This window comes from Arenimonas composti TR7-09 = DSM 18010 (genome assembly GCF_000426365.1).
GTDB lineage: Bacteria > Pseudomonadota > Gammaproteobacteria > Xanthomonadales > Xanthomonadaceae > Arenimonas > Arenimonas composti.
In genome coordinates this window covers 120034-138947 of the sequence record NZ_KE384525.1, presented here as the reverse complement: position 1 = coordinate 138947, position 18914 = coordinate 120034, and the positions used below count along the sequence as shown (strand labels likewise).

Annotated in this window: 21 protein-coding genes; 15 read left to right on the top strand and 6 right to left on the bottom strand. The window is 71.1% G+C overall.

What is annotated here, in order from left to right; translation table 11 throughout:
* From K311_RS17185 to K311_RS0114110, 3 genes are all read right to left on the bottom strand, one after another.
* On the bottom strand, positions 1-708 hold the full coding sequence (locus K311_RS17185; RefSeq protein WP_051240192.1) for a fimbrial biogenesis chaperone: 708 nt from the start codon (positions 706-708) through the stop codon (positions 1-3).
* Positions 708-1178: a Csu type fimbrial protein gene (locus K311_RS17180; RefSeq protein WP_051240191.1), complete on the bottom strand. Its 471-nt coding sequence runs from the start codon at positions 1176-1178 to the stop codon at positions 708-710. The genes K311_RS17185 and K311_RS17180 overlap by 1 nt, the downstream gene beginning before the upstream one ends.
* 227 nt (positions 1179-1405) lie before the next feature.
* Positions 1406-1915, bottom strand: a complete 510-nt coding sequence (locus tag K311_RS0114110; protein ID WP_026817830.1) for a C40 family peptidase — start codon at positions 1913-1915, stop codon at positions 1406-1408.
* 142 nt (positions 1916-2057) lie between these two features.
* Between K311_RS0114110 and K311_RS0114105 the strand changes: the two genes are divergently transcribed.
* The 4 genes from K311_RS0114105 to hutG are packed head-to-tail and all read left to right on the top strand — an operon-like array spanning position 2058 to position 5866.
* Positions 2058-2537: an FKBP-type peptidyl-prolyl cis-trans isomerase gene (locus tag K311_RS0114105; protein WP_026817829.1), complete on the top strand. Its 480-nt coding sequence runs from the start codon at positions 2058-2060 to the stop codon at positions 2535-2537.
* Positions 2538-2590: 53 nt separating this feature from the next.
* Positions 2591-3787 carry a DUF418 domain-containing protein gene (locus tag K311_RS0114100; RefSeq protein ID WP_051240190.1) on the top strand — a complete coding sequence of 399 codons (1197 nt, stop codon included), beginning with the start codon at positions 2591-2593 and terminating at the stop codon, positions 3785-3787.
* Complete coding sequence (locus K311_RS0114095) at positions 3784-5076, top strand: NAD(P)/FAD-dependent oxidoreductase (RefSeq protein WP_026817828.1); 1293 nt, start codon at positions 3784-3786, stop codon at positions 5074-5076. Before K311_RS0114100 ends, K311_RS0114095 begins: the two co-directional genes overlap by 4 nt.
* Before the next feature lie 10 nt (positions 5077-5086).
* Complete coding sequence (hutG, locus tag K311_RS0114090; RefSeq protein WP_026817827.1) at positions 5087-5866, top strand: N-formylglutamate deformylase; 780 nt, start codon at positions 5087-5089, stop codon at positions 5864-5866.
* Positions 5867-5905: 39 nt separating this feature from the next.
* Here hutG and K311_RS0114085 read toward each other — a convergent pair whose 3' ends face one another.
* The gene (locus K311_RS0114085) at positions 5906-6670 is read right to left on the bottom strand and encodes a hypothetical protein (RefSeq protein ID WP_026817826.1); all 765 of its coding nucleotides are present in this window, start codon (positions 6668-6670) and stop codon (positions 5906-5908) included.
* A gap of 225 nt (positions 6671-6895) precedes the next feature.
* Positions 6896-8785 (bottom strand): DNA topoisomerase IV subunit B, encoded by a 1890-nt coding sequence (gene parE, locus K311_RS0114080; protein ID WP_026817825.1) that lies wholly within the window; start codon positions 8783-8785, stop codon positions 6896-6898.
* A 565-nt stretch (positions 8786-9350) separates the two neighbouring features.
* On the opposite strand from parE, the gene pyrG reads away from it, so the two are divergent.
* The 8 genes from pyrG (at position 9351) to K311_RS0114040 (ending at position 16157) form a co-directional block, all read left to right on the top strand.
* Positions 9351-11084 carry a CTP synthase gene (pyrG, locus tag K311_RS17175; RefSeq protein WP_081683475.1) on the top strand — a complete coding sequence of 578 codons (1734 nt, stop codon included), beginning with the start codon at positions 9351-9353 and terminating at the stop codon, positions 11082-11084.
* A complete protein-coding gene (gene kdsA, locus K311_RS0114070) occupies positions 11084-11917 on the top strand; it encodes a 3-deoxy-8-phosphooctulonate synthase (protein WP_026817824.1) in 834 nt (277 codons plus the stop codon). The genes pyrG and kdsA overlap by 1 nt, the downstream gene beginning before the upstream one ends.
* A gap of 106 nt (positions 11918-12023) precedes the next feature.
* Entirely contained in the window at positions 12024-13310 is a 1287-nt protein-coding gene (gene eno / locus K311_RS0114065; protein ID WP_026817823.1) for a phosphopyruvate hydratase, read from the top strand.
* A gap of 4 nt (positions 13311-13314) precedes the next feature.
* Entirely contained in the window at positions 13315-13674 is a 360-nt protein-coding gene (ftsB, locus tag K311_RS17170) for a cell division protein FtsB (RefSeq protein WP_051240189.1), read from the top strand.
* Complete coding sequence (gene ispD / locus K311_RS0114055) at positions 13674-14378, top strand: 2-C-methyl-D-erythritol 4-phosphate cytidylyltransferase (RefSeq protein WP_026817822.1); 705 nt, start codon at positions 13674-13676, stop codon at positions 14376-14378. Before ftsB ends, ispD begins: the two co-directional genes overlap by 1 nt.
* Positions 14375-14860 carry a 2-C-methyl-D-erythritol 2,4-cyclodiphosphate synthase gene (ispF, locus tag K311_RS0114050; protein WP_026817821.1) on the top strand — a complete coding sequence of 162 codons (486 nt, stop codon included), beginning with the start codon at positions 14375-14377 and terminating at the stop codon, positions 14858-14860. The genes ispD and ispF overlap by 4 nt, the downstream gene beginning before the upstream one ends.
* Positions 14857-15864 (top strand): tRNA pseudouridine(13) synthase TruD, encoded by a 1008-nt coding sequence (truD, locus tag K311_RS0114045; RefSeq protein ID WP_026817820.1) that lies wholly within the window; start codon positions 14857-14859, stop codon positions 15862-15864. Before ispF ends, truD begins: the two co-directional genes overlap by 4 nt.
* Before the next feature lie 80 nt (positions 15865-15944).
* Positions 15945-16157 (top strand): hypothetical protein, encoded by a 213-nt coding sequence (locus K311_RS0114040; RefSeq protein ID WP_026817819.1) that lies wholly within the window; start codon positions 15945-15947, stop codon positions 16155-16157.
* A gap of 4 nt (positions 16158-16161) precedes the next feature.
* Here K311_RS0114040 and K311_RS0114035 read toward each other — a convergent pair whose 3' ends face one another.
* Positions 16162-16761 carry a Smr/MutS family protein gene (locus K311_RS0114035; RefSeq protein ID WP_051240188.1) on the bottom strand — a complete coding sequence of 200 codons (600 nt, stop codon included), beginning with the start codon at positions 16759-16761 and terminating at the stop codon, positions 16162-16164.
* A gap of 78 nt (positions 16762-16839) precedes the next feature.
* Here K311_RS0114035 and surE point away from each other — a divergent pair, with 78 nt between their 5' ends.
* From surE to K311_RS0114020, 3 genes are read left to right on the top strand one after another with little or no spacing between them, the layout of a single operon-like run.
* Entirely contained in the window at positions 16840-17619 is a 780-nt protein-coding gene (gene surE / locus K311_RS0114030; RefSeq protein ID WP_026817817.1) for a 5'/3'-nucleotidase SurE, read from the top strand.
* Positions 17616-18290: a protein-L-isoaspartate(D-aspartate) O-methyltransferase gene (locus K311_RS0114025; RefSeq protein WP_026817816.1), complete on the top strand. Its 675-nt coding sequence runs from the start codon at positions 17616-17618 to the stop codon at positions 18288-18290. Before surE ends, K311_RS0114025 begins: the two co-directional genes overlap by 4 nt.
* Positions 18291-18884 carry a YqaA family protein gene (locus tag K311_RS0114020; protein WP_026817815.1) on the top strand — a complete coding sequence of 198 codons (594 nt, stop codon included), beginning with the start codon at positions 18291-18293 and terminating at the stop codon, positions 18882-18884.
* Positions 18885-18914 lie beyond the last annotated feature (30 nt).

Genomic DNA, 18914 nt, shown 5'->3' with positions numbered 1-18914 from the left:
TCAGGGCCGGCGGACGTCGATCGTCGCGGCCTGGCCATTGAGCTGGGTGTCGAGAAGGAGGGGGCCGACGGGGATCCCGGTGCCGGCGGGCAGCGTCCAGCGCCGCTCGCTTTCCGGCAGCACGTAGCCGAAGAGGCCGGAACTCAGCACCACCGCCGGGCCGTCGGCGCCGCGCAGCGCGGTCACCGCGAGCTGGGCGGCCTGGCCGCCGCGGTTGCGGCAGCTCAGTTCGCTGGCGCGGAGTTCGCATTCGATCGCCGGTGGCGTCGCCGCGGCGGCGCGCACGAAGGCGGGGATCACGTAGCGCATGCGCATCTGCACGCCGGTTTCGCCCACCTGCGGGTCGCCGGGCAGTTCGTCGACGACGACGCGGAAGGTCGCGTCGACCGTGCCGGCCGGCGGCGTGCCGGTGAGGACGAGGCGTACGAGGTGCTCGCCGCCCGCCTCGACCTCGGCGATCGGCGGGCTGGCGACGAGGGCCTCGGTTTCCAGCAGGCGGTCCTCGCCGTCCTCCTGCACCCAGGCGTAGACGCGCACCTGGGCCGCCACGGTGGCGTCGCCGGTGTTGCCGAGCTGCAGCCGCGTGGCGTTCGCCCCGGACGGGATCTCGAGCAGGGTCGGGCCGGCCTGCAGCTGGCCGCGGGCGGAAACGCCGCCCGCGGCGAGCAGCAGCACGGCACCGGCGACGAGGGCGGCGCGTGCGGACATCAGTAGGTCAGCGTCGCGGTGATCGAGTCGCTGTAGGTGCCGTTGACCATCGGCTGGCCGGCGACGGTGCGCGCGTACACGGTGAAGCTGCCGGAGCCGTTGCCGGTCGGCTTGACCGTGCCGCCGTTGCCGTCGCCGAGGACCGAGCCGGCCACCGCGGCGGTGTACAGGTTGTAGGCGACCGCGCCGTCCATCGAGCGGGCGGCCTGGTTGCTGCTGTCGCCGGCGCTGAAGGCGACGTCCCAGCCGCCGTTGCCGGAGCAGGTCACCGTCGCGGTCGACGAGGCGGTGTGCACCGCGCTCAGGTCGTTGACGGTGCCGAAGTCGATGTTGCCGACCGCGACCGTGCAGTTGTTCTGCACCTGGATCGAAACGGTGAAGCTGCTGCTGGTGGTGGCGGCACCGGCGTTGCCGGCGAACAGCGCGGCGCCGGCGGCGAGCGCGAGGAGGGAGCTGCGGAACTTGGTCATGGTCGGGTCCTGTTGGGTTCGGGTTCGGCCGGAAAACCGGTCGCGATGGGCCACTGGCAAGGACCGTGCCAAGCCTCATTCCGCGAAAGTAACGGCGACTCACCCCAGGTGAAATGACCAACTGCGTCACATTGTGCCCGCTTTCGGGGGTGTTCCGATGTTCGCGTCACATCGGTCGCCGCGGGAAACAAGTCAGTCCCGGTTACCGGAAGTCCGTCCGGTTCGGTTCAGAGAATCCGTCGCGCCCCGGCATAGACGCGGCTCCAGTAGCTGGAATCGATGCGGTCCAGGCGCACCGTGCCGCCGCTGCTCGGCGCATGCACGAAGCGCCCCTCGCCGACGTAGATGCCGACGTGGAAGACCTGGCCGCGGTCCGCGAACAGCACCAGGTCGCCGGGTGCGAGGCGGTCGCGCGGCGGGCTCCTGCCCGGGGCGCGCGCCAGTTCGCCGGTGGTGCGCGGCAACGGCAGCCGGGCCGCGTCGAGGAAGACGTAGCCGACCAGGCCGCTGCAGTCGAAGCCGCCGGCCGGCGTGTTGCCGCCCCAGCGGTAGGGGGTGCCGACCAGGCCGATCGCGCGGATCAGCACCTCGTTGGCGCGCAGCGGATCGTCGGGCGACACGTCGACGATGCGGATCGGCGCCGGCGCCGTGCCGCCGGTGCGGCGTTCCGGCGCCGACGCGCAGGCCGCCAGCAGCAGGGCCGCCAGCAGGATCGTGAGGGAATGAAGGGGCCGCATCGGCGCGGCTGGCGCCGGGCGGGAGGGGCCGGGATAATGCGCGTCCGCAGTCACGGGCCGAGTCTGCCCGATCCCGCCGGACACGTCACCGGCCAGCCATGTGCGGCCGGCCGGGGCCGGCCGCGCCACCAACGGAAATCGCATGAACATCGAGAAGAACCGCGTCGTCCGCTTCCACTACACCGTCTCCGAGCCGGGCCAGCCGGCGATCGAGACCTCGCGCGAGCGGGCGCCGCTGGCGATCCTGTTCGGCCACGGCAACATCATCCCCGGCCTCGAGTCGGCGATGGAGGGCAAGGCCGCCGGCGACCGCTTCGAAGTGACCCTGGAAGCCGAACAGGCCTATGGCGAGCGCCGCGAGGGCATGGTCATGCGCGTGCCGAAGAAGCACATCCGCGAGAAGCGCCTGCTGCCGGGCCAGGAGATCGTCATCAACACCCGCATCGGCCCGCGCCCGGTGACCGTGGTCAAGGTCGGCGCCACCGTCGTCGACGTCGACATGAACCACCCGATGGCCGGCAAGTCGCTGCATTTCGACGTCGAGATCGTCGAAGTCCGCGAGGCCGAGGCGGTCGAGATCGAGCACGGCCACGTGCACGGCGAAGGCGGCGCGCAGCACTGACCGCCGCCGCGCCGGTCCCGACCTACCTGCAGCAGCGGCTGCCGCTGCTGGACGTGCTGCGCGGCTTCGCGCTGCCCGGGATCGCGCTGATGAACATCGAGTGGTTCACCCGGCCGCCGGGTGAGCTCGGCGACGGCGTGCCGGCGCAGGCCGAAGGCCTCGAGTACGCCACCGGCTGGCTGGTGCACGTGCTGGTGCAGGGCAAGTTCTGGCTGCTGTTCGCGCTGTTGTTCGGCGCCGGCTTCATGGTGATGCGGCATCGGCTGGCGGCGGCGCGGCAGCCTTTCCTGGCCCGCTACCTGCGGCGGACGGCGGCGCTGTTCGCCTTCGGCATCGCCCACGCGCTGCTGCTGTGGCCGGGCGACATCCTGCACAGCTACGCGATCGCCGCCCTCGGCCTGCTGGTGCTGGTTCCCGTCAGCGAACTGGAGCCGCGGCTCGGGCCGACCCTGCGCCTGAGCCTCGGTGCGGTGCTGTTCCTGCTGTTCACCGCCTGGCTGACGCTGATGGTGCTGGTGGTGCTGGTCGGTGGCGAGACCGCCGCGGCGGCGATGCTGCCGGCGGTCGACCGCAGCGCCGAACTCGCCCAGGCGGCCACCGCCTACGCCGCCGGTGACTGGTGGACGGTGACGGCGCAGCGCGGGCGCGACTTCGTGCAGGCGCTGGCGTTCGAGTTCTTCCTGGTGCCGGTCGCGCTCGGGGTGTTCCTGTTCGGCGGCTGGCTGCTCGAGACCGGGCGGCTCGCGCAGCCGGAACGGCACCTGCGTTTCCACCGCATCGCCGCGTTCGTGCTGCTGCCGCTGGGACTGGCGGTCACCGTCGCCGGCGCCAGCCGCGCGACCGGCATGGCCGACGCGCCGGATGCCGGCGCCGCGCTGGTCGCGCAATGGACGCACTGGGTCGGCGCACTGCCGATGACCCTCGGCTACATCGGCGTGGTCGTGCTGGCGATGCAGGTGCCGGCGGTCGCCAACGTCCTGCAGCGCTGGCTGGCGCCGGCCGGCCGCATGGCGCTGAGCAATTACCTGATGGCCTCGGCGGTGTTCAGCACGCTGTTCTACGGCTACGGCTTCGGCCTGTGGGGGCAGGTGTCGCGACCCGGCCAGGTCGGCCTGGTGCTGGCGCTGACCCTCGTGCAGTGCCTGCTTTCGGCGTGGTGGCTGGCGCGCTACCGTTTCGGCCCGGCCGAGTGGCTGTGGCGCGCGCTGACGTGGCTGCAGTGGCCGGCCTTCCGGCGAAAGATCACATGAGCACGACCGTCCCGGACATTGCGGAGTCCCGCGGCGATGCCGACGTCCTGGTGGTCGGCGGCGGCGTCGTCGGCCTCGCCTGCGCGTTCTACCTGCTCGCCGACGGACGCTCGGTGCGCGTGCTCGAGCAGGGCCGGGTCGGCGGCGGCGCCTCGCACGGCAACTGCGGCACCCTGACCCCGAGCCACGCCCCGCCGCTGGCGGCGCCGGGCATGATCGGCCAGGCCCTGCGCTGGATGTTCGACCCGGCGGCGCCGCTGTACATCGCCCCGCGCTGGGATCCGGCGATGCTGCGCTGGCTGTGGCAGGTCGCGCGCCGCTGCAATGCCGGCAGCTGGCACCGCAGTGGCATGGCCAAGGGGCGCCTGCTGCAACTGTCGCGGGCGCTGGTCGCCGATCTCGTCTATGGCCAGGACCTCGACTGCGGCTACGAGGCGAACGGCTTCCACTACGTGTTCCGCGATCCGCGCGCGCTCGAGAAGCAGCAGCGCGACCTGCCGTTGCTGGCCGAGCTCGGCATCGCCGCGAAGGTCCTCGACGGCGCCGCGCTCGCCGCCGACGAGCCTGCGCTGAAGCCGGGCATGGCCGGCGCGCTGTTCTTCCCCGGCGATGCCCAGCTGCGTCCCGACCGCTACGTCGCGGAACTGGCGCGGCTGGTGCGTGCCGCCGGCGGCGTGATCGAGGAGGGCGTCTGCGTCACCGGCTGCGAGCGCGACCGCAACGGCATCACCGCGGTGCACACCAGCGAAGGCCGTCGGCGCGCCGGCAAGGTCGTGCTGGCGCTCGGCGCCTGGTTGCCGGAGTTCGCGCTGCAGCTGCAGTTGCCGATCCCGATCCAGCCCGGCAAGGGCTATTCGATCACCTACGACCTCCCGGCGCGGGTGCCGCGGCGGCCGCTGGTGCTGAAGGAGCGCGCGGTCTGCGTCACCGCCTGGGCCGACGGTTTCCGCCTCGGCAGCACGATGGAATTCAGCGGCTACGACCACCGCCTGAACCGTGTGCGCCTCGACGCCCTGGTGCGCGGCGCCGGCGAATACCTGCACGAGCCCGAGGGCCCGGTGAAGCGCGAGGAATGGTGCGGCTGGCGGCCGATGTGCGCCGACGACGTGCCGCTGATCGGTCGCGCGCCCGGCTACACCAACCTCTGGCTCGCCGGTGGCCACGGCATGATGGGCGTCGGCATGAGCGCCGGCACCGGGCGCCTGCTCGCCGACCTGATCGCCGGCCGCGAGCCACCGATCGACCCGGCACCGTACGCGCCGGCCCGCTTCGCCGCACGGGGCGGCTAGACTGGCCCGCATGGACGACGTCTACACCCTGCACCGCGGCACCGCGCCGCTGCTGGTGAGCCTGCCGCACGACGGCATCGCGATCCCGGGCGACCTCGGCAACCGCCTGAGTTCCGGGGCGCTGTCGGTGCCGGACACCGACTGGTTCGTCGCCCGCCTGTACGCCTTCGCGCGCGAGCTCGGCGCCTCGGTGCTGGTGCCGGTGTACTCGCGCTACGTGGTCGACCTGAACCGGCCACCGGACGACACCTCGCTGTATCCCGGCCAGAACACCACCGGCCTGTGCCCGGTGCGCCGCTTCGACGGCGGCCCGGTCTACCTGCCGGGACAGGAGCCGGATGCCGACGAGGTCCGCGCCCGCGTCGAACAGTACTGGCGGCCGTATCACGATGCCCTGCAGGCGGAACTGCAGCGCCTGCGCGCGCAGCATGGCCAGGTGCTGCTGTGGGAGGGGCATTCGATCCGCAGCGAAGTGCCGTTCCTGTTCGAGGGCCGGCTGCCCGACCTCAATCTCGGTACCGCCGGCGGCGCGAGCTGCACGCCGGCGCGGCAGCAGCGGATCGAGGCCGTGCTGGCCGCGCAGCAGGACTACCGCTGGGTGGTCAACGGCCGCTTCAAGGGCGGCTACATCACCCGCCACTACGGCGACCCGGCGCAGCGCATCGATGCGGTGCAGCTGGAGCTCGCGCAGTCCACCTACATGGACGAGGCCGCCGGCATGTACGACCGCGCCCGGGCGGCGCACCTGCAGGGTCTGCTGGAAACGATGCTCCGCGCCGGCCTGGCCTGAACCGCCGGCGACGAAGTCACCGACACCCGGTCGCCGCGCTCAGCGCGGATCGAAGAAGCAGACCGAACTGCGCGCGAGCGTCCGCTGCTCGAGATTGCAGCTGGCACTGCGCGCGGCGCGGCCTTCGAGCCCCATCACCCCGATCGTCGCCGACGCCGCATGGCTGTCGTCGACCGAGGCGTACTGCAGGGCGATCTCGTGGCTGCGGTGGTACAGCACCGCCTGCGCCTGCAGCGGACGCGAGCTCGGCAGCGGGCTGACCCGCTCGTAGCCGTTCCATTCGATGACGGTGCAGGGCTCGGGCTCGCCACTGTCGGACGCGCGCGGGCAGCTCGGGAACCAGGCGTGGCGGACGCCGCCGCCGGGGCGGGCGCGCAGGTCGTCGTGGTAGACGAGGATGCGGCTGCCGCCCGGCGGGCGGCGGCCGACGTCCTCCGGACAGGCATTCGCGAAATCGGAGCCGTCGTCGGCGGCCAGCGCGTCGACGGCCGCCAGGTAGCCGTTGCCGGACACCACCAGACTCGGACTCGGGCGCTGGTACAGCTCGAAGGGCTCCCGCAGCGTCAGCAGCGCACCGGTGTCGTCGGCGTCGTCGCCGGTGATCGCCAGCGGTAGCGGGCTCGCATGGCCGTCGAGGTCGATGTAGTCGAAGCCGCAGCCGCCGCGCACGCTGTCGGCGACGCGGTAGGGATAGGCCTGGTCGACCGTCGCGAGCTTCTCGCGCGCCTGCAGCCCGACCGCCATCGCGACCGCGAACATCAGGCCGCAGAGCTGCAGCGTCAGCGTGCGCCGGTCGAAGCTCATCGCGGGGTCGTCGGAGCGGTCATCGGCGGAAATATGCAATTCGCATGCCATCACCGGGAGGCCGGCGCGGCGCGGGCGGCGCGGCACGGCGGCCGGCGCGCGCTGACGCCGCGCGTCACATTCGTGCAGGGCGGGTCAGGCGCGCGGGAGGGCAGGCGTGCGGGGAGGGCAGGCGTGCGGGGAGGGTCAGGCGCGCGGAGGCGCCGATCGCGCCTGAAGGCGCTCCTACACTTCGAGGGAGGCGAGGTCGCCCTTGGCCTCGAGCCAGGCCTTGCGGTCGCCGGCGCGCTTCTTCGCCAGCAGCATGTCCATCAGGCCGCGGGTGGCGGCGTCGTCGTCGACGGTGAGCTGGACCAGGCGGCGGGTATCCGGGTGGATCGTCGACTCGCGCAGCTGCGCTGGGTTCATCTCGCCGAGACCCTTGAAGCGGGTCACGCTGACCGCGCCACGGATCCTCTCCTTCTCGATGCGGTCGAGCAGGATCCGCTTCTCCTCCTCGTCGAGCGCGTAGAAGACCTGCTTGCCGACGTCGACGCGGAACAGCGGCGGCATCGCCACGAAAATGTGGCCGGCGCGCACCAGCGCCGGGAAGTGGCGCAGGAACAGCGCGCTGAGCAGAGTGGCGATGTGCAGGCCGTCGCTGTCGGCGTCGGCGAGGATGATCACCTTGCCGTAGCGCAGGCCGTCGATGTTCTCCGAGCCCGGGTCGCAGCCGATGGCCACCGCGAGGTCGTGCACCTCGGTGGAGGCGAGCACGCCGGTGGATTCGACTTCCCAGGTGTTCAGGATCTTGCCGCGCAGCGGCAGGATGGCCTGGAAATCCTTGTCGCGGGCCTGGCGGGCGCTGCCGCCGGCCGAATCGCCCTCGACCAGGAACAGCTCGGTGCGCGACAGGTCCTGGCTGATGCAGTCGGCGAGCTTGCCGGGCAGGGCCGGACCCTGGGTGATCTTCTTGCGGATCACCTGCTTCTCGGTCTTCAGCCGCGCCGCCGCGCGCTCGATCGCCAGCTGGGCGATCTGCAGGCCGGTCTCGACGTGCTGGTTCAGCCACAGCGAGAACGCGTCGTGCGCCGCGCCCTCGACGAAACCGGCGGCCTGGCGCGAACTCAGCCGCTCCTTGGACTGGCCGCTGAACTGCGGGTCGGTCATCTTCAGGCTGAGCACGTAGGCGACCCGGTCCCAGACGTCTTCCGGCGCCAGCTTGACGCCGCGCGGCAGCAGGTTGCGGAAGTCGCAGAACTCGCGCAGTGCATCGGTGAAACCGCTGCGCAGCCCGTTGACGTGGGTGCCGCCCTGGGCGGTCGGGATCAGGTTGACGTAGCTCTCCTGCACCAGCTCGCCTTCCGGCAGCCAGGCCACCGCCCAGTCGACGACCTCGGTGTCCTTGCCGAGGTGGCCGACGAAGAGTTCGGCCGGGAGGGTGTCGCGGCCGGCGAGGGCGCCGCGCAGGTAGTCGCGCAGGCCGTCCTCGAAGTACCACTCCTCGCGCTCGCCGGTCGCTTCGTCGAACAGCTTCACGGTCAGGCCGGGGCAGAGCACGGCCTTGGCGCGCAGCAGGTGGCGCAGCGCCCGCACCGCGATCTTCGGGCTGTCGAAGTACTTCGGATCGGGCCAGAACCGCAGGCGGGTGCCGGTGTTGCGCTTGCCGACGCTGCCGACCACTTCCAGCGCCGAGGCACGGTCGCCGTCACGGAACGCCATCCGGTGTTCCTGGCCGCCACGCTTGATGAACACCTCGAGCCGCTTCGACAGCGCATTGACGACGCTGACGCCGACGCCGTGCAGACCGCCGGAGAAGGTGTAGTTGCGGTTGCTGAACTTGCCGCCCGCATGCAGCCGCGTGAGGATCAGCTCGACGCCGGAGATCTTCTCCTCCGGGTGGACGTCGACCGGCATGCCGCGGCCGTCGTCGGCGACCTCGACGCTGCCGTCGGCATGGACCGTGACCTCGATCGTCTTCGCATGCCCGGCCAGGGCCTCGTCGACCGAGTTGTCGATCACCTCCTGCGCCAGGTGATTCGGGCGGGTGGTGTCGGTGTACATGCCCGGCCGGCGCTTGACCGGGTCAAGGCCGGACAGGACTTCGATATCTGCGGCGTCGTAGCGGCTGCTCATGCGTTCTTCGATCCGGTGAAGCCCGCGATTCTACCCGCTCGGATCTCGCCGCCTGCGACCTTTTCGTGGCGCGGAGCCGGCCTACGCAGGCTGCGGCGCTCGACGACTGGCCGCCCGGACACGCCGCGAGTACGTCCATGTAGGCTAATCAGCGCCATCCATGGCGCTGATTGTCCGGCCGGCCAGTCGTCGAGCACCACCCCGGATTTCCGGGCCGCGCCACGAAAGCACTCGCTGGCATTCGAAGTCCGGCGTGAATGCCGGTTGCCGGCTCACTCGGTCTTGCGCAGGGGAGGTGGGCGGAAACCGGATGCTGGCGCCCGACCCGGAGCCGCGGGCACTTCCTGGCCGCCGCCGCGAAATTCGGTGCCGTCGATGCGCCTTGCCCGCCGCGGACAATCGGCGACAGGGACGTCGCCGATTAGCCTACATGGACGTACTTGCGGCGTGTCCGCGGCGGGCAAGGCGCATCGGCGGCAGCCCGGAAGTCCCCCGGCGGTCAGGAAAGCGGTCGCGGGGAGGGGGCCGGGCCGGTAGAATGCGGTTTTCCAGCGGTGGCTCTCTGATGACTCGGTTGATCTTCGTTACGGGCGGCGTGGTGTCCTCGCTGGGCAAGGGCATCGCCGCCGCGTCCCTGGGCGCCATCCTCGAAGCCCGCGGCCTGCGGGTGACGATGATGAAGCTGGACCCGTACATCAACGTCGACCCGGGCACGATGAGCCCGTTCCAGCACGGCGAGGTCTACGTCACCGACGACGGCGCCGAGACCGACCTGGACCTGGGCCATTACGAGCGCTTCCTGCGCGTGCGCCTGAGCCGCAAGAACTCGGTCACCACCGGACGGATCTACGAGAACGTGATCCGCAAGGAGCGCCGCGGCGACTACCTCGGCGGCACGGTGCAGGTGATCCCGCACATCACCGACGAGATCAAGGCGGCGATCTTCGAGGCCACCGACGGCTTCGACGTCGGCATCGTCGAGATCGGCGGCACCGTCGGCGACATCGAGTCGCTGCCCTTCCTCGAGGCGATCCGCCAGATCCGCACCGAGCGCGGTCCGGACAAGGCGCTGTTCATGCACCTGACGCTGGTGCCGTTCATCGCGGCGGCCGGCGAGCTGAAGACCAAGCCCACCCAGCACTCGGTGAAGGAACTGCGCTCGATCGGCATCCAGCCCGACATCCTGGTCTGCCGTAGCGAACAGCCGCTGCCGGACTCCGAGCGCCGCAAGATCGCGCTGTTCACGAACGTGCCCGAGAACGCGGTGATCAGCTGCGTCGACGTGCGCAACATCTACGAGCTGCCGCTGTGGCTGCACAGCCAGCAGCTCGACCGCATCGTCGTCGAGCGGCTGCGGCTGGAGGCGAAGCCGGCCGACCTCTCCGAATGGGAGGCGGTGGTCGACGCGGTCGAGCACCCGGTCGACGAGGTCACGGTCGCCGTCGTCGGCAAGTACATCGACCACCAGGACGCCTACAAGTCGCTGGCCGAGGCGCTGAAGCACGGCGGCCTGCGCCAGCGCACGCGGGTGCGGCTGAAATGGCTCGAGTCCGAACAGGTCGAGACCGAGGGCGAGCAGGTGCTCGATGGCGTCGACGCCATCCTCGTTCCCGGCGGCTTCGGCGACCGCGGCTTCGAAGGCAAGGTGAAGACGGTGAAGTACGCGCGCGAGCGGAAGATCCCGTACTTCGGCATCTGCTACGGCATGCAGGCGGCGGTGGTCGACTTCGCCCGCCACGTCGCCGGCCTCGAGGGCGCCAACAGCACCGAGAACGACCGCAACTGCCCGCATCCGGTGATCGGCCTGATCACCGAATGGCGCACCGCCAGCGGCGAGATCGAGCGCCGCGACGAGAAGTCCGACCTCGGCGGCACGATGCGCCTGGGCCTGCAGGACCAGCGCATCAAGCCCGGCACCCGCGCCCGCGCGCTGTACGGGCGCGACGTAGTCGGCGAGCGCCACCGCCACCGCTACGAGTTCAACAACCGCTATCGCAGCCAGCTCGAGGACGCCGGTCTGGTGATCAGCGCCAAGTCGATGGACGACCTGCTGGTCGAGATGATCGAACTCGCGGACCACCCGTGGTTCGTCGCCTGCCAGGCGCATCCGGAGTTCCTGTCGACCCCGCGCGACGGCCACCCGCTGTTCATCGGTTTCGTGCGCGCCGCCCGCGAGCACAAGGCCGCCCGCCCCCCCGTACCCACCGTAGGAGCGCCTTCAGGCGCGATCCCTTCCGGTGCCGGTGCCGAAAAGGCAGGGCAGATCGCGGCTGAAGCCGCTCCTACAGGAGGCGTCTGATGCAACTCTGCGGATTCGAGGTCGGCCTCGACCGGCCCTTCTTCCTGATCGCCGGTCCCTGCGTGATCGAGTCCGAGCAGCTGCAGCTGGAAACGGCGCACGCGCTGAAGGAGATCACCGGCCGGCTCGGTATTCCCTTCATCTTCAAGTCCAGCTTCGACAAGGCCAACCGCACCTCGGGCACCAGCTTCCGTGGTCCCGGCCTCGAGGCCGGCCTGAAGGTGCTGGAGACGGTGAAGCAGAAGCTCGGCGTGCCGGTGCTGACCGACGTGCACGAATACACGCCGATGGACGAGGTCGCCGCCGTCGTCGACGTGCTGCAGACCCCGGCCTTCCTGTGCCGGCAGACGGACTTCATCCAGAAGGTCGCGCGCGCCGGCAAGCCGGTGAACATCAAGAAGGGCCAGTTCCTGTCGCCGTGGGAGATGAAGCACGTCACCGACAAGGCGAAGGCGACCGGCAACGAGGCGATCATGGCCTGCGAGCGCGGCGTCAGCTTCGGCTACAACAACCTCGTTTCCGACATGCGTTCGCTGAGCGTGATGCGCGACACCGGCTGCCCGGTGGTATTCGACGCGACCCACAGCGTGCAGCTGCCGGGTGGCGCCGGCGGCAAGTCCGGCGGCCAGCGCGAGTTCGTGCCGGTGCTGGCGCGCGCGGCGATGGCAGTCGGCATCAGCGGCATCTTCATGGAAACCCATCCGGACCCGGACAAGGCCCTCAGCGACGGCCCGAACGCCTGGCCGCTGGGAAAGATGGAAGCGCTGCTGCGCACCCTGATGGACCTCGACCGCATCACCAAGGCCAACGGCTTCCTCGAATCGGACAGCTGAAAGCATCGGACAACGGATCAGAGCCGATAAAGGCCGACCGCTTCCCGATTCGTGCAATCCGCTTTCATCCGTTGTGAAAATCCCATCTGGAGAGACCCTGCCCACCATGACCACGATCGCCAAAGTCCACGCCCGCGAGATCCTCGACAGCCGCGGCAATCCCACCCTCGAAGCGGAAGTGACCCTGTCCGACGGCAGCTTCGGCCGCGCGATGGTGCCGTCCGGTGCCTCGACCGGTTCGAAGGAGGCCGTGGAACTGCGTGACGGCGACAAGAGCCGCTATCTCGGCAAGGGCGTGCGCAAGGCGGTGCAGAACGTCAACACGACGATCGCCGAGGCGCTGGCCGGCTTCGATGCCGCCGACCAGAAGGGCCTCGACGACAAGCTGGTGAACCTGGACGGCACCGAGAACAAGGGCCGCCTCGGCGCCAACGCCCTGCTCGGCGTGTCGCTGGCGAACGCGCATGCGGTCGCGGCCTCGAAGCGGATGCCGCTGTGGGCGCATCTGGCCGGTGACCGCGAGGCGGTGCTGCCGGTGCCGATGATGAACATCATCAACGGCGGTGCGCATGCCGACAACAACGTCGACATGCAGGAATTCATGGTGCTGCCGGTGGGGGCGGCGAGCTTCGCCGACGCGCTGCGCAGCGGCGCCGAGATCTTCCACGCGCTGAAGTCGGTGCTGAAGGGCCGCGGCCTGGCCACCGCGGTCGGCGACGAGGGTGGCTTCGCGCCGGACCTGAAGTCGAACGAGGAAGCGATCGAGGTGATCCTCGAGGCGATCGGCAAGGCCGGCTACAAGGCCGGCGAGGACGTGCTGCTGGGCCTCGACGTCGCCAGCACCGAGTTCTTCGACAACGGCAAGTACAACCTCGTCGGCGAAGGCAAGCGCCTGACCAGCGAGCAGTTCACCGACTTCCTCGCCGGCTGGTGCGCGCAGTACCCGATCATCACGATCGAGGACGGCATGTCCGAGGACGACTGGGCCGGCTGGAAGCTGCTCACCGAGCGCCTTTCCGGCAAGGTGCAGCTGGTCGGCGACGACCTGTTCGTGACCAATCCGAAGATCTTCCGCGAGGGCATCGACAAGGGCATCGCCAACGCGATCCTGATCAAGGTCAACCAGATCGGCACCCTCAGCGAGACGCTGGAGGCGATCGCGATGGCCGACGCCGCCGATTACGCCGCGATCGTCTCGCACCGCTCCGGCGAGACCGAGGACACCACGATCGCCGACATCGCCGTGGCCACCACCGCGACCCAGATCAAGACCGGCTCGCTGTGCCGCAGCGACCGCGTCGCCAAGTACAACCAGCTGCTGCGGATCGAGGAAGCACTGGGTGCGAAGGCGCGCTACGCCGGTCGCGATGCGTTCGTCAGCCTGAAGCGCTGATCGATTGCGCCGCTGGGGCCTGCTCGCGCTGTTGCTGCTGGTCGCCGCCTGGCTGCAGCTCAAGCTGTGGCGCGGCGACGGCGGCTTTCCGGAAGTCGAGGCGCTGCAGGCGCGGGTCGAGGCGCAGCGGCAGGAGAACGCGCGCCTGCAGCAGCGCAACGACGCCCTCGAGGCCGAGGTAGAGGACCTGAAGTCGGGTGCGGCGGCGATCGAGGACCGCGCGCGCAGCGAGCTCGGGATGATCCGCCCCGGCGAGGTCTTCTTCCGCGTCGTCGAACCCACCCCGGGCGGTGACGCGCCGCCGCCGGCGATGCTGCCGGAAGGCGAGGGCGCCGCCGAACCGGCGCCGGGGGACGATCCCTGATGGCCTGGGCGGTGATTCCCGCGGCCGGTGCCGGCCGCCGTTTCGGCGCGGCGCTGCCGAAGCAGTACCACGAAGTCGCCGGCCGCAGCGTGCTCGAGCACAGCCTGCGTGCGGTGCTCGACCATCCGGACGTCGACGGCGCCGTGATCGCGATCGCCGCCGACGATCCGCACTGGCCCGGCTGGCGCGAGGTCGGCGGCAAGCCGGTGCTGTCCTGCATCGGCGGCGGCGAACGTGCCGATTCGGTGCTCGCCGGCCTGCAGGCGCTGCCGGCGACCGTCGACGAATCGCAGTGGGTGCTGGTGCACGACGCCGCCCGGCCCTGCCTGCACCGCGACGACCTCGCGCGCCTGCTCGAAGCCGGCGGCGCCGATGCGGTCGGCGCGCTGCTCGCGGCGCCGGTGCGCGACACCCTCAAGCGTGCCGGCGACGACGGCCGTAGCGTCGGCACCGAACCGCGCGAACGGCTGTGGCGGGCACTGACCCCGCAACTGTTCCGCCGCGGCGGCCTGACCCGCGCGCTGCAGGCGGCGCTCGCCGCCGGCGCCGCGGTCACCGACGAGGCGATGGCGATGGAACGCATGGGCCTGAAGCCGCGCCTGGTAGAAGGCCGCGACGACAACCTGAAAGTCACGACGCCGGCCGACCTCGCACTGGCGGAATTCCTGCTCGCCGGGCGCGGCAAGGGGAGAAGCACGCCATGAGCAGCGAATTCCGCATCGGCCAGGGCTACGACGTGCACGCCTTCGGCGACGGCGATCACGTCGTGCTCGGCGGCGTCCGCATTCCGCACGCGCGCGGCGTGCTCGCGCATTCCGACGGCGACGTCGTCATCCATGCGCTCTGCGACGCCCTGCTCGGCGCGCTCGCGCTCGGCGACATCGGCGTGCACTTCCCGCCGTCGGATCCGCGCTGGAAGGACGCCGACAGCCGCATGTTCCTGCGCCATGTCGACGGCCTGCTGCGCGAACGCGGCTGGCGCGCCGGCAACGTCGACATCACCGTGGTCTGCGAGCGCCCGAAGGTCGCCGCGCACGCACCGGCCATGCGCGCGAACCTCGCCGCCGACCTCGGCATCGACGTCGACGCGGTCAGCGTGAAGGCCACCACCTCGGAGAAGCTCGGCTTCACCGGCCGTGGCGAAGGCCTCGCGGCGACGGCGGTCGCGCTGCTGGTGCGCGCGTGAGCCCGCCGGGCGCGTTCGGCCCACCGGTGCTGTCGGCGCGCCTGCGGGTGGCGCCGGAGGATTTCATCGTCGAGGAACTGCCCGGCTTCGAAGCCTCGGGCAGCGGCGAGCACCTGCTGCTGACGATCGAGAAGCGCGGCATGAACACCGCCTTCGCCGCGCGTCGCATCGCCCAGTGGGCCGGCGTGCACGAATCGGCGATCGGCTACGCCGGCCTGAAGGATCGCCACGCCGTGACCCGGCAGCGGCTCAGCGTGCATCTGCCGAAGCGCGTCGCGCCCGATCTCGCGGCGCTGGAAAGCGAGGACCTGCGCGTGCTCGACCACGCCTGGCACGCGCGCAAGCTGCCGCGCGGCGCGCTCGCCGGCAACCGTTTCGTACTGCGCCTGCGCGACGTCGAGGGCGAGGCCGCGGCGATCGATGTGCGCCTGCAGGCGATCGCCGCGTACGGTTTCCCGAACCGGTTCGGCGAACAGCGCTTCGGCCGCGACGGCGACAATGTCGATGCCGCCCGCCGCATGTTCGCCGGCGAACGGATGCGCCGCGAACAGCGCTCGCTGCTGCTGTCGGCGGCGCGCTCACACCTTTTCAATGCCGTGCTCGACGAACGCATCGCCGCCGGCGACTGGGCGAACGGCAGCGACGGCGAGGTGTGGATGCTCGACGGCACGCACAGCGTCTTCGGCCCGGCGCCGCTCGACGACACCCTGCGCGAGCGCGCCGCCCGCCAGGACATCCACCCGACCGGGCCGCTGTGGGGCGCCGGAACGCCGCGTTCCGGCGAGCCGCTGCTCGCACGCGAACTCGCGGTGGCCGCGCAGTTCCCGGAACTCTGCACCGGGCTCGTCGCCGCAGGCCTGAAGCAGGAGCGGCGGGCACTGCGGGTCCGTGCCGCCGACCTGCGCTGGCAGCAGCCCGACGCCAGCACGCTCGAACTCGCCTTCTCCCTCCCGCCGGGCGCCTACGCCACCTCACTCCTTTCCGAACTCGGCGCGATGCGCTGACGTCCCGGAGCCCGGGATGGTTGCGCCCGGGAACGGCAGGAGTAGGCTGGCGCTGCGGTTTTCCTTCAGAGGAGGTCGCCATGAACACCGCAAGCAAGCTCGTCGTCGCCACCGCCGTGATCGCGCTCGCTGGCTGCGCCAGCTCCGGTGGCACCGCAATGGTCAGCCCCACCACCACGTCGAAGGTCGATTCCGCCTACGTGGCGGCGGTGGAACATGCGGCGAACAAGGCTCCGGTCCGCGTCCGCGTGATCTGGGTCAACCCGCCGGAAAGGCAGAACAGCGCGGAATAAGCCGTCAGCGGATGCGCTGCTCGCCGGGCCGCATCCTGGCGAGCAGCGCCAGCACGGCGCCGGTTCCCCCCATCGCCTCGGGCGCCGAGGCGTAGGCGAGTACTTCCGCGCGCTGGCGCAGCATCCGGTCGACCAGGGCCTTCAGCACCGAGCCGCCGTCGTCGCCGCGCGGTCCCTTGCCGTGGATGATGCGCACGCAGGCGACGCCCTCGCTGCGGGCCTCGCGCAGGAAGTCGCGCAGCCAGCGTTCGGCCTCGGCGACGCGCATGTGGTGCAGGTCGAGTTCGGCGCCGACGCTCCAGCCACCGCGACGCAACTGGCTCAGCACCTTTTCCGGCACATCGTCCCGGCGCCAGGCCAGGGCCTCGGCGGCGTCGATCGTCGCCTCGCTCCAGGCCAGTGCCTGCGAGCGGGCGAGGGCCTCGGCCTCGTCGCGTTCCTGCATGCGCGGTTCGGGTGCCGGCCGCGGTTTCTCCGGGGGTGGCGGCGCAGCGAGTTCGCGCACGTCGCCGATCGCGCTGCGGAACAGCGCGGCATCGTCGTCGTCGACCGCCGTGACCGGCGGCGACTTCACGGGTTTCGGCGGCTTCGGGATGCGGACCATGCAACGATTATCGCCCGCGTCGGGTGACCCCGGCGTGCGCCGGCGGCTATCATGCCGGCTCGTTCGAATGGGTCCCCGATGCGCGTACTTGTCAGCAACGATGACGGCGTGGAAGCCCGTGGCATCCGCGTCCTGGCCGAGGAATTGCGTGCCGCCGGCCACGAGGTGACGGTGGTCGCGCCGGACCGCGACCGGTCGGGGGCCAGCAATTCGCTGACGCTGGATTCGCCGATCCGGGTCGCCGAGCTCGGCGAGCGCGTCTGGCGCGTCGCCGGCACGCCGACCGACTGCGTGCATCTGGCCCTGACCGGCCTGCTGGAGGCGGATCCCGACATCGTCGTCTCCGGCATCAACAGCGCCGCCAACCTCGGCGACGACGTCATCTATTCGGGCACCGTCGCGGCGGCGATGGAAGGCCGCTTCCTCGGCCTGCCGGCGATCGCGATGTCGCTCGTCACCAGCGACGGCAGCCCGCGCCACTACGCCAGCGCCGCCCGCGCCGCGCTGCAGATCACCGCGCGCCTGCTGGTCGATCCGCTGCCGGCGGACACCATCCTCAACGTGAACGTGCCGGACCTGCCCTGGGACGAGATCCGCGGCTTCGAGGTCACCCGCCTCGGCCACCGTCACCGCGCCGAGGCCTGCATCCAGGAAACCGATCCGCGCGGCCGGCCACTGTGGTGGATCGGCCCGGCCGGTCCGGAGCAGGACGCCGGTCCGGGCACCGATTTCCACGCGGTGCGCAGCGGCTGCATCTCGATCACCCCGATCCACGTCGACCTGACCCGCTACCAGGCGCTCGAGAAGGTCGCCAGCTGGGTCGGCGGCATGAGCCAGGCGCTCGGGCCGGACGCATGACCCCGCGCTTCCAGAACCGGGCCGGGGTGATGGGCCTCGGCATGACCTCGCAGCGCGCCCGCGACCGCATGGTCGAACGCCTGCGCGAGGCCGGCATCGCCGACGAACGCGTGCTGACCGCGATGCGCACCGTGCCGCGCCACCTGTTCATTGACGAGGCTCTGGCCAGCCGCGCCTACGAGGACACCGCGCTGCCGATCGGGCAGGGGCAGACGATCTCGCAGCCGTACGTGGTCGCGCGCATGACCGCGGCGCTGATCGAGGACGGCATGCCGGCGCGCGTGCTCGAAGTCGGTACCGGCTCGGGCTACCAGGCGGCGGTGCTGGCGACGCTCGGCATCGAGACCTGGACGGTCGAGCGCATCGAGGAGCTGCTGCGGGTCGCCCGCCGCCGTTTCCGCCACCTCGGCCTCAACGTGCGCACGAAACACGACGACGGCCGCGCCGGCTGGGGCGAATACGCACCCTTCGACGGCATCATCGTCACCGCCGGCGCCGCAGCCCTGGAGCCGCCGCTTTTCGACCAGCTCGCCGAAGGCGGCCGCCTGGTCGCGCCGCTGGGCAGTGCGAGCTCGCAGCGCCTGCTGCGCTTCCGCCGCAGCGACGGCGAACTGCGCCAGGACGACCTCGGTGGCGTCGTCTTCGTCCCCCTGTTGCCGGGAATCCTCTGAGTGCAGCTCTTCCGACCGATGTACGAACGGGCCCTGCGCTGGGCCGCCCACCGGCACGCGCCGTGGTACCTGACCGCGCTGAGCTTCTTCGAGGCGATCATCTTCCCGATCCCGCCCGAAGTGATGCTGGCGCCGATGTCGCTCGCACAGCCGAAGCGGGCGTTCTGGTTCGCGGCGCTGAGCCTGGCCGGCTCGATGGTCGGCATGTTCGTCGGCTACGCGCTCGGCTATTACGCGCTCGAGCTGGCGATGCCGCTGGTCGAACGCCTCGGCTATGCCGGACAGTTCGAGCAGATCAAGCAGCAGGCGGCCGAGAACGGGCTGCTGCTGCTGATCCTGGCCGGCTTCACGCCGGTGCCGTTCAAGGTGTTCACGATCGCCTCCGGCGCCGTCGGCATGCCGCTGCTGCCGTTCTTCATCGGCGCGCTGATCGGGCGCGGCAAGCGGGTGTTCCTCGTGGCGCTGGCGATCCGCCTCGGCGGCGCGCGTGCGGAGGCGGCGCTGCGCAGGCACATCGAGCCGATCGGCTGGATCGCGCTGGTGCTGCTGGCGGCCGTGGTCGGCTGGCTGGTGTGGCAGGCACAGGGCGCATGAGCGGACGCGTTATCCTGATGGCATCGAAGT

Bases quoted from the DNA above. Each gene is read 5' to 3' on its own strand.
- K311_RS17185 (WP_051240192.1), bottom strand. From the start codon at position 708: ATGTCCGCACGCGCCGCCCTCGTCGCCGGTGCCGTGCTGCTGCTCGCC.
- K311_RS17180 (WP_051240191.1), bottom strand. From the start codon at position 1,178: ATGACCAAGTTCCGCAGCTCCCTCCTCGCGCTCGCCGCCGGCGCCGCG.
- K311_RS0114110 (WP_026817830.1), bottom strand. From the start codon at position 1,915: ATGCGGCCCCTTCATTCCCTCACGATCCTGCTGGCGGCCCTGCTGCTG.
- K311_RS0114105 (WP_026817829.1), top strand. From the start codon at position 2,058: ATGAACATCGAGAAGAACCGCGTCGTCCGCTTCCACTACACCGTCTCC.
- K311_RS0114095 (WP_026817828.1), top strand. From the start codon at position 3,784: ATGAGCACGACCGTCCCGGACATTGCGGAGTCCCGCGGCGATGCCGAC.
- hutG (WP_026817827.1), top strand. From the start codon at position 5,087: ATGGACGACGTCTACACCCTGCACCGCGGCACCGCGCCGCTGCTGGTG.
- K311_RS0114085 (WP_026817826.1), bottom strand. From the start codon at position 6,670: ATGAGCTTCGACCGGCGCACGCTGACGCTGCAGCTCTGCGGCCTGATG.
- parE (WP_026817825.1), bottom strand. From the start codon at position 8,785: ATGAGCAGCCGCTACGACGCCGCAGATATCGAAGTCCTGTCCGGCCTT.
- pyrG (WP_081683475.1), top strand. From the start codon at position 9,351: ATGACTCGGTTGATCTTCGTTACGGGCGGCGTGGTGTCCTCGCTGGGC.
- kdsA (WP_026817824.1), top strand. From the start codon at position 11,084: ATGCAACTCTGCGGATTCGAGGTCGGCCTCGACCGGCCCTTCTTCCTG.
- eno (WP_026817823.1), top strand. From the start codon at position 12,024: ATGACCACGATCGCCAAAGTCCACGCCCGCGAGATCCTCGACAGCCGC.
- ispD (WP_026817822.1), top strand. From the start codon at position 13,674: ATGGCCTGGGCGGTGATTCCCGCGGCCGGTGCCGGCCGCCGTTTCGGC.
- ispF (WP_026817821.1), top strand. From the start codon at position 14,375: ATGAGCAGCGAATTCCGCATCGGCCAGGGCTACGACGTGCACGCCTTC.
- K311_RS0114040 (WP_026817819.1), top strand. From the start codon at position 15,945: ATGAACACCGCAAGCAAGCTCGTCGTCGCCACCGCCGTGATCGCGCTC.
- K311_RS0114035 (WP_051240188.1), bottom strand. From the start codon at position 16,761: ATGGTCCGCATCCCGAAGCCGCCGAAACCCGTGAAGTCGCCGCCGGTC.
- surE (WP_026817817.1), top strand. From the start codon at position 16,840: ATGCGCGTACTTGTCAGCAACGATGACGGCGTGGAAGCCCGTGGCATC.
- K311_RS0114025 (WP_026817816.1), top strand. From the start codon at position 17,616: ATGACCCCGCGCTTCCAGAACCGGGCCGGGGTGATGGGCCTCGGCATG.